The organism is Ferdinandcohnia salidurans, from assembly GCF_042680725.1.
Lineage (GTDB): Bacteria > Bacillota > Bacilli > Bacillales > Bacillaceae_L > Ferdinandcohnia > Ferdinandcohnia salidurans.
Genome location: NZ_JBHUEK010000017.1, coordinates 80,091 through 93,760, shown reverse-complemented (window position 1 = coordinate 93,760; position 13,670 = coordinate 80,091). Strand labels below are relative to the sequence as shown.

At 34.0% G+C, this 13,670-nt stretch carries 18 protein-coding genes, 1 pseudogene and 1 other annotated feature; of the genes and pseudogenes, 14 read left to right on the top strand and 5 right to left on the bottom strand.

What is annotated here, in order from left to right; all coding sequences use genetic code 11:
* Window positions 1–54: 54 nt before the first annotated feature.
* Window positions 55–339, bottom strand: a complete 285-nt coding sequence (locus ACFSFW_RS10965) for a transporter (RefSeq protein ID WP_388038084.1) — start codon at window positions 337–339, stop codon at window positions 55–57.
* Window positions 340–774: 435 nt separating this feature from the next.
* Here ACFSFW_RS10965 and ACFSFW_RS10960 point away from each other — a divergent pair, with 435 nt between their 5' ends.
* From ACFSFW_RS10960 to ACFSFW_RS10950, 3 genes are all read left to right on the top strand, one after another.
* Complete coding sequence (locus tag ACFSFW_RS10960; protein WP_388038081.1) at window positions 775–1,188, top strand: HIT family protein; 414 nt, start codon at window positions 775–777, stop codon at window positions 1,186–1,188.
* 71 nt (window positions 1,189–1,259) lie between these two features.
* Window positions 1,260–1,787: a GNAT family N-acetyltransferase gene (locus tag ACFSFW_RS10955; RefSeq protein WP_388038078.1), complete on the top strand. Its 528-nt coding sequence runs from the start codon at window positions 1,260–1,262 to the stop codon at window positions 1,785–1,787.
* A gap of 199 nt (window positions 1,788–1,986) precedes the next feature.
* A complete protein-coding gene (locus ACFSFW_RS10950) occupies window positions 1,987–3,099 on the top strand; it encodes a diguanylate cyclase domain-containing protein (RefSeq protein ID WP_388038076.1) in 1,113 nt (370 codons plus the stop codon).
* 73 nt (window positions 3,100–3,172) lie between these two features.
* Here the strand turns inward: ACFSFW_RS10950 and ACFSFW_RS10945 are convergent, their stop codons facing one another.
* From ACFSFW_RS10945 to ACFSFW_RS10935, 3 genes are all read right to left on the bottom strand, one after another.
* Window positions 3,173–3,688, bottom strand: a complete 516-nt coding sequence (locus ACFSFW_RS10945) for a DUF3189 family protein (protein WP_388038073.1) — start codon at window positions 3,686–3,688, stop codon at window positions 3,173–3,175.
* A gap of 10 nt (window positions 3,689–3,698) precedes the next feature.
* Window positions 3,699–3,980, bottom strand: a complete 282-nt coding sequence (locus ACFSFW_RS10940) for a hypothetical protein (RefSeq protein WP_388038070.1) — start codon at window positions 3,978–3,980, stop codon at window positions 3,699–3,701.
* A gap of 81 nt (window positions 3,981–4,061) precedes the next feature.
* Complete coding sequence (locus ACFSFW_RS10935; protein ID WP_304216995.1) at window positions 4,062–4,247, bottom strand: hypothetical protein; 186 nt, start codon at window positions 4,245–4,247, stop codon at window positions 4,062–4,064.
* A 598-nt stretch (window positions 4,248–4,845) separates the two neighbouring features.
* Between ACFSFW_RS10935 and ACFSFW_RS10930 the strand changes: the two genes are divergently transcribed.
* On the top strand, window positions 4,846–6,531 hold the full coding sequence (locus ACFSFW_RS10930) for a hypothetical protein (RefSeq protein WP_388038068.1): 1,686 nt from the start codon (window positions 4,846–4,848) through the stop codon (window positions 6,529–6,531).
* Window positions 6,532–6,680: 149 nt separating this feature from the next.
* Entirely contained in the window at window positions 6,681–7,301 is a 621-nt protein-coding gene (locus tag ACFSFW_RS10925; protein ID WP_388038065.1) for a hypothetical protein, read from the top strand.
* Between the two features lie 154 nt (window positions 7,302–7,455).
* On the opposite strand, the gene ACFSFW_RS10920 is transcribed toward ACFSFW_RS10925, so the two are convergent.
* Entirely contained in the window at window positions 7,456–8,007 is a 552-nt protein-coding gene (locus ACFSFW_RS10920; protein WP_304217001.1) for a helix-turn-helix domain-containing protein, read from the bottom strand.
* Between the two features lie 98 nt (window positions 8,008–8,105).
* On the opposite strand from ACFSFW_RS10920, the gene ACFSFW_RS10915 reads away from it, so the two are divergent.
* From ACFSFW_RS10915 to ACFSFW_RS10875, 9 genes and pseudogenes are all read left to right on the top strand, one after another.
* The gene (locus tag ACFSFW_RS10915; protein WP_304217003.1) at window positions 8,106–8,831 is read left to right on the top strand and encodes an AzlC family ABC transporter permease; all 726 of its coding nucleotides are present in this window, start codon (window positions 8,106–8,108) and stop codon (window positions 8,829–8,831) included.
* A complete protein-coding gene (locus ACFSFW_RS10910) occupies window positions 8,828–9,151 on the top strand; it encodes an AzlD domain-containing protein (protein ID WP_388038061.1) in 324 nt (107 codons plus the stop codon). The genes ACFSFW_RS10915 and ACFSFW_RS10910 overlap by 4 nt, the downstream gene beginning before the upstream one ends.
* 110 nt (window positions 9,152–9,261) lie before the next feature.
* Window positions 9,262–9,444, top strand: coding sequence for a DUF2187 family protein (locus ACFSFW_RS10905; protein ID WP_304217007.1), 183 nt, complete (start codon window positions 9,262–9,264; stop codon window positions 9,442–9,444).
* A 165-nt stretch (window positions 9,445–9,609) separates the two neighbouring features.
* Window positions 9,610–10,392: an alpha/beta fold hydrolase gene (locus tag ACFSFW_RS10900; RefSeq protein WP_388038057.1), complete on the top strand. Its 783-nt coding sequence runs from the start codon at window positions 9,610–9,612 to the stop codon at window positions 10,390–10,392.
* A 137-nt stretch (window positions 10,393–10,529) separates the two neighbouring features.
* Window positions 10,530–10,871: an ASCH domain-containing protein gene (locus ACFSFW_RS10895; protein WP_388038054.1), complete on the top strand. Its 342-nt coding sequence runs from the start codon at window positions 10,530–10,532 to the stop codon at window positions 10,869–10,871.
* A 142-nt stretch (window positions 10,872–11,013) separates the two neighbouring features.
* On the top strand, window positions 11,014–11,640 hold the full coding sequence (locus ACFSFW_RS10890) for an NUDIX hydrolase (RefSeq protein WP_388038052.1): 627 nt from the start codon (window positions 11,014–11,016) through the stop codon (window positions 11,638–11,640).
* 97 nt (window positions 11,641–11,737) lie between these two features.
* Window positions 11,738–12,012 (top strand) — a binding site (T-box leader).
* A 60-nt stretch (window positions 12,013–12,072) separates the two neighbouring features.
* Window positions 12,073–12,357, top strand: a pseudogene (locus ACFSFW_RS10885) (class I tRNA ligase family protein); the annotation flags it as partial.
* An 88-nt stretch (window positions 12,358–12,445) separates the two neighbouring features.
* Window positions 12,446–13,156 carry a class I SAM-dependent methyltransferase gene (locus ACFSFW_RS10880; protein ID WP_388038049.1) on the top strand — a complete coding sequence of 237 codons (711 nt, stop codon included), beginning with the start codon at window positions 12,446–12,448 and terminating at the stop codon, window positions 13,154–13,156.
* A gap of 12 nt (window positions 13,157–13,168) precedes the next feature.
* Window positions 13,169–13,624, top strand: coding sequence for a GNAT family N-acetyltransferase (locus tag ACFSFW_RS10875; protein WP_388038046.1), 456 nt, complete (start codon window positions 13,169–13,171; stop codon window positions 13,622–13,624).
* Window positions 13,625–13,670: the final 46 nt, after the last annotated feature.

The following is a 13,670-nucleotide window of genomic DNA, read 5'->3' as shown; positions in this document are numbered from 1 at the left end:
CTTAACTAAAAAACAAAAAAGCCTTGTGGTTATTTCCACAAGGTGATTTTGTTTTTAATATAAAGTAGGGATTGGGTAACAGGCAACCGTTTCAATTAATCTTTCATCAAAACCATAGAATGTCCAGAATGTACCAGTCCACCTATATCCAGCAACCTCACCATATTGGAGGTACGTCGGATAAAACCAGAATTCCTCTCCATTTACTAACCAAACATATGTGTAGTTAGATAAACAGTCAACTAAATAGTGTGAAGGAAACGGTTTAGGTGGAGCGTATGGAGGGGGTGGGGATTGTGGTTGTTGTCTCATTGAGCCATGAGTTGGATAAAAAGGCATATATATTCACTTCCTTAATAGATAATCACCCAACATAATATGCTGATAGTTTTAAGAGAGTTAATAATTTCCTACTTTTAAACGACTGTATCTTTCATTTTCAACATAAGCCTAGGAAACTGAATAGGTAATAAGACCTGAAAAAAATTATAGGTAAGCAGGTTTTATTTAGTGTACACAAAAACCAATCAATCCAACTTAAATTAGTACGAATGGCAAGAAAATAAGGAATTCCTAAAATTATCGGAAAAATTATTTTTTATCACGGATTCAGGTAAACTTTTAAAAAATCTGCATTGGATTCGCTAAGTCTAGTTCTAGGACTTCCAAAGAATAACCGGAAAAGTTATCTTTGAAGGATTATTGCTTATTTTTGTTGAAGTTATTGTATTAATAGGCGGGTTTGGTGAAATTCGATGAATGGGAGGCAAAAAAATGTCTTATGAAGAGAGTTGTCCATTTTGTAATCCAGAAAGAGATAAGGAACAGAATATCATATTTGAAAATGAAACGTGTTACTTTCTACAGCATAATCATCATCAAGATGTGTTAGAGGGAAGTGGGGTAATCGTTCCTAAAAAACATCACGCGGATGCCTTTGAATTAACAGAAGAAGAATGGAAAGATACATATGAGTTACTACAAAAAGCTAAAACATATTTAGATAAAAGGTTTTCCCCCAATGGTTATACACTTGGTTGGAACGTTGGTGAAGTTTCTAATCAGTCTATCTTCCATAGTCATTTTCACGTAATCCCGAGATACAACGATGAACCGTTAGCTGGTAAAGGAGTTCGGTATTGGTTAAAACAACCTGAAAATAAGAGAGAAAAACGAAAGAAGATCTAGATGGAAGTCGTATAGAGTTTTGGGAGAAGTAGTAGGATGATATAAGTTGTTAAATATAAGGGATGATGGCATTGAAAATAATTGAAACGAAGAGATTGTATTTAAGAGAACTGGCCTTAAAGGATATTGAAGAGTTATCAAAAGTTCTTTCTGACCCAGAATCTATGCAATACTATCCAGAGCCATTTAGCAAAGAGAAGGTGGAAAAGTGGATTCGGTGGAATATTAATAATTATAAAAAATATAACCATGGATTATGGGCGGTCATTTTAAAAGATGGAGAAAAGTTCATTGGAGATTGTGGGATTACCATGCAAATAATTGAAAAAGAAACAGTACCAGAGATTGGATTTCATATTATAAAAGACTATTGGAATAAAGGCTATGCAACAGAAGCCGCACTTGCTTGTAAGGATTATGCGTTTCGGGTATTGAATTATCCCAAGGTATTTTCGTATACGACAGTTAAAAATATTCCCTCGCAAAAGGTTGCAGAGAAAATAGGGATGCAAGTATATAAGTTATTTGAAAAAAATGGAGAGGTGCAAATTGTTCAAGTTGCCTTTAATACGGATGATTCGGCAAATGTGTCCAAATAAGTAGGAAGGTATTCCTAGTTTAAATATGAAATTAGGAATAAATATAGGAATCATTGGTAGTCGACTGGTTTTTTTATTGAGGTTATAATGTTAATACTTCATACAAGACTTCAATACCTTATAGAAACGATGCTGATCCCTAAGTCGCTAATTTAAGGTGTTTTTTATCTGATGGCTGGACGATCGAAGGGAGAAAAAAATGAATTTGTTTGCTAAAAGGATAGTTATAATCTCAATACTAATCATGTTATTATCAATATTAGATTTCTTGGATAATACAATCATACGTATATTTAATATTGAAGATGAGGGATCATTTGAATTAATGGTGGATTTTATGAGCCCTATTTTTGAAGTTTCTTTAATGTTTTGGGCTTTATTAACAGGTAAGAAAATTATTAGTAAAGTTAAAGAGGAAGAAGAGCAATATAAACGCTTAGTCCAATTATCTCCGGAAGCTATCATTATTCATAATAGAGGTGAAATCCTCTATATTAACGAGAGTGGAGCAAATTTACTTGGTTCAAGTTCACCAAGTGAACTACTTAATCGAGACATCAGTGAATTTGTGCATCCTGATTCTAAGGAACTTATTGATAAGTTAAAAGAGCGCTTAGATCAATTTCCCAAGAGTGTATTTAACGAACAAGTAAAAATTAAAAGAGTGGATGGGGCAATCATTTACTTAGAATTTAAATCAACTAAGATTGATTTCAAAGGACAATCGGCTCGAGAACTAATAGCAAGAGATATCACGATACAAAAATCGGAAATTGAAAATGTAACACGATTAGCTTATCAAGATGCATTAACTGGTCTACCTAATCGAAGAGCCTTCATGGAACAACTCACTCAATTGTTAAAGTCATCAGAAAAAGAAAAGATAAGATTTGGGTTAATGTTTATTGACTTGGATGGCTTTAAGCAAGTGAATGATACACTTGGTCATGATGGAGGAGATATCCTTCTAAAACAGGTTAGTTATTATTTTAAGAAATGTGTGGCAGATAAAGGTATTGTGGCAAGGTTAGCTGGAGATGAATTTATTGTCTTGCTAGATAACGCAAGTCAAGAAGAGAGTATAAGGGTTGCGGATAGTATTATTGAGAGTCTAAATTCTCCAATTATTATTTTTGGAAAAAAAGTTAGAGTTACACCAAGCATAGGAATAGCCTTATATCCACAACACGGTCTTGAGGCTACAGAGTTAATGAATCATGCTGATATGGCTATGTATCAAGCAAAACAGCAAGGGAAAAATAATTTTCAATTGTATAATCCCTATAGTTTAAAAGAGATAATAAAAAAATGATGAGAAAACAAAACCATACGCTCCATTAGCGTATGGTTTTATCATGTATATTCCCGTTGAAAAAGAGGTGTTTTTAAGCCTGAAACTTTTTGTTGTCAATTGAAATAATCGTTTGTCCATTAGTATTTTTTGCGATTTCTTTTGTCTCTTCAACTAGTTGTGAAATATGAAGACAACATTGCTGTGCCCCTTTGACAAGTAGTGGAACGCCAATCGCATTAATTCCAAGTCCTCTTGAGAAAAAACCACCCATTGTCATCGCAAACGGGACAACAGGTGAGGTATTAGAAAAAAATATTTTTTCATCAATGTTATAGCGATTTACGATGATCTCACTGAAATGATAGAGAGAAGGGAGGACGAGTTTTGATGAACGTCTTCCGAGTGTATACACATGATTTCCCTCATCATCTTCACCATGGAAAATGAATTTTCCTGCATCCTTTTTCTTAAGTTTGTTGAAATAAGGGACTGCTAAAATTTCATCTTTCTCTAAAATCTTTGAAGGGTCATCCAAGATTTTAAGATGATAAGCAGCTGCTAGTGAGGTGGAATGGGTTCCACCGAAATCATGATAAATAAAAATCATATAGATCACCCTATTTTTCTGATTGTCTGTAAGCTTTTATTTGGGTTTTTAAAGAAGCGTAAAGCCCTACAGCTGCATTACCGTAGAAAAGACCCATAAATATTCCCTCAAGAAGGTGATGCCGATGAGCAAAAAATATCGAAATAATTAAGCCAATAACATTTGCTACAGTAGGAATAAAAGCTTTACGAATAGGCAGAAACCATTTACATATTTGAGTCAAGATAATGACTAAAGGGACTGATATTACAGCATCCCAAACGTTGGTATGTATGGTAGGGAAATTCTCCAAATTTGATACACCTCTTTTACAATGAGCTTTCCTAAAACTTGTGATTACGTTGAAATTGAGGATAATAGCCTGGTCAGCCTATTATTTATCCTTTTCTTTCACATCCTCTTCTTCACTGCCAACTTTTAATTTGATATTCTGACCGTTGTTTTTGTCATTTTGAGTGTGAACCTTTGATTTATTGTCTGATTCTTCTTTTGGTGGAGCGCATCCGATAAGCATAAGAACGGTAATTACATTAATAAAAAATATTAATTTCTTTTTCATAATAATTCCCCCGTAGGATGTTAAATAGGTTTAATCAAATCAAATCTTATTAAATACAGTATCCAAAAGATGAATAATTAACCTTCAGTAAAGAAAAAAATCAGGTGTGTAGGAAGGATTCAGTCCTCTTTTATTAACATGATTATGGGTAGGTCAGTTAATAAACCATAATATTGGAAACGCCGAATATTTTTACTTTTTTTGGATTTTGCGTATGTTTTTTACTTTCAATCTATGAAAAAGCATACGAATTTCTTTTTTACGTATGCTTTTATTGGCTTTTTAATTAATAAATCATACAAAAATGGATAATTTTTACATTTATTCCCTTCTTTAAAGACATTTTTACCTCTTTTTGGATTTTGCGCATGATTTATTCTATAAATCTATGAGAAAGCATACGCATTTCTTTTATACGAATGCTTTTATCGGCTTTTTATAAAAATATCATACGGAAATGGATAGTTTTTACAATTGAGTTTCTTTTGAACCTTTTTTTGGATTGAAAGCATACGTAATCTTTTGTTACGCGTATGAAAAAAGAAACTTTTTAGTAAGTTATCCGTATAGATAGTAATGAATGTTGAAAGGAGTCTATATGGAATCTATATTATTATTTTCAGTTATTATTGGGTTGGCTTCTACTCTCATCCTCTTTCCGTTTATACGAAATACGAACAAGAAGGAAAAGGAAAAGAAAGCTAAACCTCAAACAGGTCTCCTCCTATTAAGTGCGGTTCTATTTACTGCTCTCGTATTTATTTTTTTCTATCTGACGAATCTTGATCGTAATTTTTCATCAGTTTGGCTTTTAGCACTAATTGTTACAGCTGCTGGTGCATTCTTTGCAACCGGGATTGAAAGAATGGTCAAAGGTGCATTATTTGTAGGAAGTCTTCTTTTTTGCATTTATTTAGGAACGGCTTTCCTTTTTAATGCGGATGAAAAATATGAAATTGCCAGCATGGCGCAAGAAACGGAGATTGAAGTGTTTGATGAAACCAAAACACCAGCTAGTGTGCCTCCACAGTTTGCGCGTAATAAAATGAAAAAGGCTTTTGGTCAAGTTCCTGATACGAGTTATTATGAGCTAGGAAACTTGCAAATTCAAAAGGTAAACAACGAGTACGTGTATATAGCGCCAATCGAATTTTCTGGTTTTTTCAAATGGTGGAATGGGAAAACGACACCAGGATACTTCACGATTAGTGCTACGGATTCAACGGATAATCCAAAGTTTGTGAAGACAGAAATGTCGTATACGCCATCCTCTTATTTTCATAAGGATTTAGAACGGCATATCCGCATGAAATATCCAAATATGATCTTTTACGGTGATCCTCAATTGGAAATCAACGAGGAAGGAAAGCCTTTTTATATTCGCTCATATGGGGAATTTATTTCAGCACGTAATGGTTTTGAAGTAGCCGGAATCGTCCTCGTGGACCCAGCTTCAGGGAAAACAGAGATGTACGCTTTAGCTGATGTTCCTTCCTTTATTGATGGAGCTGTATCCCCAGAAGTGGTTAGCTTGCAAAATAGCTACTATGGGAATTATGTGAATGGTTTCTGGAACAGTAAGTTTGGAAAATCTGACGTAAAACTTCCATCGGATGAAGGAACGGAAGCAAATGTGAGTCCGATTTTTGATGAAAATGGAGATATGTATTATTTCACTGATTTTACTAGTCCAAAAGAAGGCGTTGACTCGATGCTCGGCTATTCACTCACAAATTCAAGAACGGGGGAGGCTACTTATTTTACGGGTAACTTACAAGAATCCTATATGGATTCACAAGGTGCACTTCAAATTATTGAAAAGAAATTCATTGAAAAGAAATGGGATGGCGAAATGCCAATTCTCTATAACTTTTATGGAGAGGCAAGCTGGTTAACGCCAGTATTGGATGCGAATGGATTTTTGCAGAACTATTTTATCGTTTCAGCTGCTAATCCGGAAATTTCTGTGTACGGAAATACGCCAAATGAAGCGTTAAAGCTATACAAAACGGCTTTGCAACGTGGTGGAGGAACGGTTGACGGAACGTCGGAAGCAGCAGAAAAACAAGTGAGCGGGAAAGTCATCCGTGTTTATAAAGAAAAGGGAGAAAATGCTACAATTGTTTACTTTTTATTAGATAATAACAAAAGTTACATGATCTCATCTGAGAATAGCACAAAAGCGATATATTTACAGGCAGATGATACAGTGAATGTGACGTACCTTGATACAGGTGAAGAATTTTTACCAGCCAAAGCTCTTGTGATACAAGGATTAAATTAGTATTTTGGAGAAGATAGTGTCGGTCGTGGTGACCGGCACTTTTTTAAAAATTAAGGAGTTGCCAGATCCATTAAATTAGTAAATAACAAATAAAATGTAAATTTTTAGGAGATACTCTTACTTAGATTATTCATTGAGTGAGGGATCAAATGCGAAAGAAACGAAAAAATACAGGTATGCACGTCATTTTGGTGTTCAGCATAATATTGTTAACGATCTTTAGTAAATCTTGGCGTGATATTCCAAAGTACTATAAAAATATGGTATATGTTAGTTCAATTAATGCATTTTATTATATCCTATGTAAAAGACACCTTGTTTGGGAGTTCATTCCTAATGGAATAAACTGGTTCTTAATAAGAATAGTACATATACTTATTGTAACTCCGTTAGTCGTACTTGTATTCTTGAGCAAGATGCCTAATGGGCGGTTTGATCAATTAACTTACTATTTACGCTGGATAACACTAAGCTTTGTTGTTGAATACGTTATTCATAAAAAACACTTAATTCTATATGGGCACGGCTGGAATATTTTTTGGTCAGGCATCTTATACGTTAAAATGTATTTGTACAGTCATTTATTTACGACACGACCTATATTATCGGTGATCCTATCATTGTTTTCAACGGTTTTTTTTATGATTAAATTTAAAGTGCCATTAAAAATGAAACACCTTTCAAGTTTCTGTGAACCATTAGTTGATTTATTCTACCATACAACTTTAAAAGGGTTATTGACAAAGAAAAAACTTCTTAAATTTCTTTAGTAACAGCCTATATATAACGACAGGGTACGATCCTTCAAGAAGGAGAAGTGCCCTTTTTTGTTGAAGTTAGTAAACTATCGAAGTGCTAGTTGAAAAAGAGTTGCGTAGACGATACGCAACTTTTATCAATGTTAACCTAAAAATTACATTAAAATCAGTCGGGATAATAAATAATCGTGTAGAATCGAACCAGTTCGTTTGAAGAGTTGATATATATGTGTTCAGTATTTGCATTAAATTTAATCGTTTCGTCAGGATTCAATTCAAACTTCTCCCCATGAATTTCGAGGGTAAGTGTTCCACGTTGTAGAAGTACATATTCCTCACCTGTATGCTTTTCAGCTACATGTTTAAAGCCTGGTTTTAAGTCTACTGTGAATATTTCAAACTTTTTTTCTGGATGAAAAGGGAAGAGCGGATACACAAAATAATTTCCATCATCATCAATTATTGGATTAAGTTCATTCATTTTTATTTTTTCAATTTGTGGCTTTTCATTTTCCTTTAAAAATCCTGAGAAAGAGACTTGCAAGCCGTTTGCAATTTTCCAAAGAGTGGTGACAGTTGGATTTGATTTTCCATTTTCGATTTGGGCTAACATTGCTTTGCTAACCCCAGTTAGTTCTGACACGTTATCTAAGCTCAATCCTCGCTTTTTTCTCAAAGTGGCAAGATTATTCGCTATAACCTCTTGAATGAATTCCATTAAAAAACTCCTTGACTCTTTTTTCTATTCATAATAACATACATTTAAACATCATAACAGACGCGTGTTTAATATAGCATACAAAAGGTGGTGTAACGTTGAACCAATTAGCAAGCGAAATAACGATCGAAAAAAATCTCCCTACCTTTTCTCAAGGAGTAAAAGACTGCGTTCCAACTTTAATTGGCTACATCAGTATTGGAATAGCCATGGGGATAGTTGGAGCAGCGTCCAATCTAAGTATATTAGAAGTTGCTCTATTATCGGTCTTAGTTTACGCTGGTGCAGCTCAATTTATCATTTGTGCCTTACTAGTATCAGGAAGTCCTTTTTCAGTCATTGTATTTACAACTTTTATTGTGAATTTACGTCATTTTTTATTATGTATGACATTAGCCCCTAGTTTTAAAAATTATTCTCTATTAAAAAATATTGGGATTGGGACTCTAGTAACAGATGAATCATTCGGAGTAGCCGCTAATAAGATTGCAAAAAGGGAAATGATTAATGCAAGTTGGATGAATGGGTTGAATCTAACAGCTTATATTTTCTGGATTTTGTCTTGTACATTAGGTGCCATCTTTGGCAAGTGGATTTCAAATCCGGAAGTTTTAGGCTTGGATTTTTCGTTAACGGCAATGTTTCTTGCATTACTTGTTTTGCAAGTAGAAAGTATGGAACGTGGTAAATTGAAGTTTTACCTATCCCTTATTGCTTATGTCATCCTATCGATGTTGGTTCTCTGTATGTTTGTTCCTTCATATATTGCGATTCTCTTATCAACCATCATTGTTGCTACGATTGGGGTGGTGAAAGACAAATGAGTTTGAATGTATCTATATTATTAATCATAGTAGGGAGTGCTATTGTAACTTTTATTCCGAGAGTTATTCCATTTATTGTGATAAGAAAAATAGGGCTTCCGAAAATTGTAATCAAATGGCTTTCATTTATCCCTATTTGTATTTTTACCGCACTGATCGTTGATAGCTTTATCATACAAGATGAATCATTACTATCGATTGATTGGAGAGTCCTTGCTACAATTATACCAACTCTTATTGTCGCAATATGGACAAAGAGTTTATCTGTTACAGTTATCGTAGGAATTGTCTGTATGGCTACGATTAGATTTGTGTTTTAATGAAGCTAAGAATTGTGAATCAGGGTATTGCTGTAATAAATACATCTTATTCTTAATCGTTGCTGCATTTTTTTATCCTTACTGAAAATAATAAGTTCGGAGGTGTTAAAATGGCAACTGCTAAAGTAGGGGACAATATTTCATTTAAGCGTGATGGGGAAAGCTATAAAGGAACGGTTACGGTTGTAAGAGAAAATTCTGTGATTGTTGAGTATGGTTACAATAAAGAAAAAGACGAACCTATTTCAACTATAGTCAATCATAAAAATTATAAAATTACGAAAGCAACGTAGGTAACAATAGTACTTAAGTAGCGATAGTCCAAGAGAAGGATTATCGCTTTTTTATGTTCCTATTCGTACTCTCCATTATCTCTGAAAGTGAAGTAGTAATAGGTATTCACCTATGTTTACTTAGATGAATATCTTAATCGTAAAGCTTTTTTAGGGGGAATCGGTGTGGGTTACTACGTTACTGTGGAATCAGGTGTAAAATTATATGTAGAAGATATTAATCCCGATGGCAGCAAGACAATCGTGTTTCTACATGGTTGGCCATTAAGCCATAAACAGTTTGAGTATCAATTCGATGTTCTACCCTTTCTGGGTTACCGCTGTATCGGGATTGACTGGAGAGGATTCGGAAAGTCGGATAAGCCAATAAGTGGATACAATTTTGACCGATTGGCGGATGACATACGTACAGTGATTGATGTCCTTCAATTAGACAATTTCACTCTTGTGGGTCACTCTACAGGAGGAGCAATCGCGATTCGGTATATGTCCCGGCATAATGGTAACGGAGTATCCAAGCTTGTCCTTGTTGATGCTGCAGCTCCTGTAGGTTTTACCACAGAAACTGCGACTAGATTCCTTACTCAAGCGTTAAATGACCGTCCTAAGATGATGAGAGAAGTGACAGAAAACTTTTTCTTTCAATATATAACAAGCCCGTTCTCTGAGTGGTTTTTTCAAATGGGATTAGAAGCAGCAGGCTGGTCAACAGCAGCGATCATCATTACATTAAGAGATGAGAAGCTTTATGCAGATTTGCAAAAAATACTTGTCCCTACCTTAATCGTTCATGGTGTTCACGACAAAGTAATTCCATTTGCACAAGCTCAGGAATTAAACCAAAAAATAAAAAACGCACAGCTTGTTCCTTTTTATTACAGCGGTCATGGTGCTTTTTGGGAAGAGCGTGAAAAGTTTAATGAGGTATTAAGGCAATTTATTGGTTGATTGTCCTCTTAACTAACCGGAACAAATTATGAAGATCGAGCTGCCATTTGGCGGCTTTTTTTATTGAATAACTAGGTAGGTTAGTACAGAATGGAAATATAATATACAGTGTGGAAATACATAAGAGGTGAAGAAAAATGGTACACAAAATGGGTTTATACGGAGAATATTTCAAAGCAATTAAAGAAGGAAAAAAGAAGGTAGAGGTTCGTTTAAACGATGAAAAGCGAAGAACTATCAAAGTTAGCGATGCCATTGAATTTATAAAGGTTCCAGAACAAGACGAAATATTAAAAGTTGAAGTAACAAAACTTAGAAAATATGATACGTTTCAATCGATGTATGAGGATATTCCCTTTGAAGATTTTGATTGCAAAGGTTGGACAATGAAAGAAATGATAGATGGCACTTACGAAATCTACACATCAGAACAAGAAAAAAAGTGGGGAGTGTTGGCAATTTCAATTAAAATAGTTTAGTACATAAAGTTGAAAATCACACGTATCCAATCAAAATGGTTTATATAAGTTGGGGAGTTCAAATAATTGTACTTATTAAAACCTTCTTACCTCTAATTCTGGATATGAGATTGGGTGCTTTTCATAAATCGGAGGGGTTTTTATGAGAGAACAAGAGAAGTTAAAGATTTTTGATAGTAATAGAAACCAAATGGGAGTAGCTTCTCGAAGTGATGTACATAGGCATGGATATTGGCATGAAACCTTTCATTGTTGGTTTATTAGCAATGACCAAGGAATAGATTATATCTATTTACAACTTCGCAGTAAAAATAAAAAAGACTATCCAGAACTATTAGATATTACATCTGCTGGACATCTATTAGCAGATGAAACAGTTAAGGATGGAGTAAGGGAAATAAAAGAAGAAATAGGAATAGATGTAGAGTTTGAAGAACTAGTGGGACTAGGTGTGAATGATTATCGTGGTGTGAAAGAAAATTTTATTGATAATGAATATGCAAACGTTTTTCTATATAAGAGTGATCATTCCTTTGATGATTTTACACTTCAAGCAGAGGAAGTATCAGGCATAGTTAGAGCGAAGTTTAAAGATTTTGCTGATCTTTGGTTGGGGACTAAAGATGAAATTGAAATAAGTGGTTTTGAAATTAATAATAGTGGAAAAAAAGTCTTACTTAAAAAGAAGGTAAATAGAGATAAATTCGTACCACATCAAGTTTCTTTTTATAAAGAAGTTATTCATAAGATCTATAAGAAGATTAGATAGTACTTTGTCAGTTTAGTTAAAGTTACAAAATTAAGGTAAACATTATTTCATTCTTGACTTCTGGAAAAATATTGAATAAACTATTGTTAATTATCAGATAAAGGCAATGAAGAGAAAAAGTAAAATGACCTTGTTTTTCATCAGAGAGCTTCGGTAGCTGAAAAGAAGCAAAAACAGTCATTTGAACAATGGTCTCTGAGCTTCGTACTGAACGTACTTTTGTATGAGTAGGTTACGACGAGTTTTGGCACTCGTTATCAATGTCACAGTATAAGAGTTGTAGTAATTACTCCGTACTTGATAAGGCAAATAGTGTGAACTATTTGCAAATTAAAAGTGGTACCGCGTGGAAAATCAAACCTCGTCCTTAACTATTAAAGTTAGGGCGAGGTTTTTTGTTTTAAAAATTTAATTGATGGAAGGCTTTTTTCTATGAGTATTTTCATTGGTGGGGCTTGGGCTTATGCGAACGGCTCATTACATTTAGGGCATATTTCAAGTTTGTTACCTGGTGACATTCTAGCTAGATATTACCGTTTAAAAGGTGAAAAGGTGTTGTATGTATCAGGAAGCGATTGTAATGGAACACCGATTACAGTCAGAGCAAAACAAGAAGGTGTTTCTCCAAACGTGATTGTGGACCGTTATCACAAAGAATTTGAGGAGTGTTTTTCAAAATTAGGATTCACATATGATACTTATACAAGGACTGATACGTAAAAAAACTAACTGGAGCAGATTGTAGAAGGTATTAAGTAATTAGAAGAGAATAGTAAAATATATAAAACTTTGCGGGGATAAATGATTGGGTAGACTTGATTTCATTCGTAACGAAGAAAAAAAGTATCACGATTACTGTTATGAGAACTACAAATTATTTGAAGAAGGTTCATGGTTATACAAACCTGTTAAAACAGTAATGGAATTATTTCCATTATTTAATGAAAAAGAAAATATACGAGTATTGGATTTAGGTTCGGGTGTAGGAAGAAATAGTATTCCAATTGCCCAAAAGATAAAAGAGAAAAATGGAATAGTTAATTGTGTAGATTTATTAGATTCAGCATTAAATAAACTAAAACGATATAGCGAAGTGTATGAAGTGAAAGAAGTAATTCAAACACAAAAAGCAGATATCGGACATTATAAGATTAAAAGAGACGAATATGACTTGATTGTAGCTGTGTCAACTTTAGAACATGTTGAATCAGAAGAAGTCCTTGAAAAAGTACTAAGACGAATGGCATTAGGAACAAAAAAGAATGGGATAAATTGTATTATTGTGAATTCAGAAGTAGAAGAAATTGATCTAGAATCAAATCAAAAATTAGAAGTTATGATGGAGATTAATAATAAGACAGAAGACATGATTCATAGATTAGATAGAATTTACGCGGGTTGGGACGTGTTAAACAAGCTTGTTAAGCCGTTGGAATATAAAATTGTACGTGATGAAAAAGAGGTATTATTAAAAACAAACGCTATCACATATGTTGTTAGAAATATTGAAATTTAGGGGGGAGTCAATATGTACCATTATTTCAATGGCTTAATTATAAGAGAAGGAACAGATGGCGTTCCTGCTGAATATGTTGAAGCTTTATTTGAAGATGCTGGGTGGGCGAGGAATACTCCTGATTGGCAAAAAGAAAAGTTTACGCTTATATTCAAAAATTCAACATGGGCTTTTACTGTTTGGGATAATAACAAAATGATTGGAATGGTGAGGGTTATCTCCGACCAAATAATGGCTGCTAATATAATGGATTTAGTCGTTTTATCAGTATATCGCGGAAAAGGTATCGGGAAAAAGCTAGTGCAACTTTGCGTTCAAAAACTTCCCCATGGTGATTGGTTTGCACATACATCAGCTAACAATTTCAGTTTCTATAAAAAATGTGGTTTTGAAGTAAAGGACCTTACCCAAAATGGTACTTGTGCGTATTACGGGTATATAAAAGCACGGAAAGATGGGCATAGGTAAAGATTTGTATGCTAACTCTGTCTTCTTGAACTAACCGGTGAGAGTT

Bases quoted from the DNA above. Each gene is read 5' to 3' on its own strand.
- ACFSFW_RS10895 (WP_388038054.1), top strand. From the start codon at position 10,530: ATGGTACACAAAATGGGTTTATACGGAGAATATTTCAAAGCAATTAAA.
- ACFSFW_RS10890 (WP_388038052.1), top strand. From the start codon at position 11,014: ATGAGAGAACAAGAGAAGTTAAAGATTTTTGATAGTAATAGAAACCAA.
- ACFSFW_RS10935 (WP_304216995.1), bottom strand. From the start codon at position 4,247: ATGAAAAAGAAATTAATATTTTTTATTAATGTAATTACCGTTCTTATG.
- ACFSFW_RS10905 (WP_304217007.1), top strand. From the start codon at position 9,262: ATGGCAACTGCTAAAGTAGGGGACAATATTTCATTTAAGCGTGATGGG.
- ACFSFW_RS10930 (WP_388038068.1), top strand. From the start codon at position 4,846: ATGGAATCTATATTATTATTTTCAGTTATTATTGGGTTGGCTTCTACT.
- ACFSFW_RS10945 (WP_388038073.1), bottom strand. From the start codon at position 3,688: ATGATTTTTATTTATCATGATTTCGGTGGAACCCATTCCACCTCACTA.
- ACFSFW_RS10965 (WP_388038084.1), bottom strand. From the start codon at position 339: ATGCCTTTTTATCCAACTCATGGCTCAATGAGACAACAACCACAATCC.
- ACFSFW_RS10920 (WP_304217001.1), bottom strand. From the start codon at position 8,007: ATGGAATTCATTCAAGAGGTTATAGCGAATAATCTTGCCACTTTGAGA.
- ACFSFW_RS10925 (WP_388038065.1), top strand. From the start codon at position 6,681: ATGCGAAAGAAACGAAAAAATACAGGTATGCACGTCATTTTGGTGTTC.
- ACFSFW_RS10960 (WP_388038081.1), top strand. From the start codon at position 775: ATGTCTTATGAAGAGAGTTGTCCATTTTGTAATCCAGAAAGAGATAAG.
- ACFSFW_RS10875 (WP_388038046.1), top strand. From the start codon at position 13,169: ATGTACCATTATTTCAATGGCTTAATTATAAGAGAAGGAACAGATGGC.
- ACFSFW_RS10950 (WP_388038076.1), top strand. From the start codon at position 1,987: ATGAATTTGTTTGCTAAAAGGATAGTTATAATCTCAATACTAATCATG.
- ACFSFW_RS10910 (WP_388038061.1), top strand. From the start codon at position 8,828: ATGAGTTTGAATGTATCTATATTATTAATCATAGTAGGGAGTGCTATT.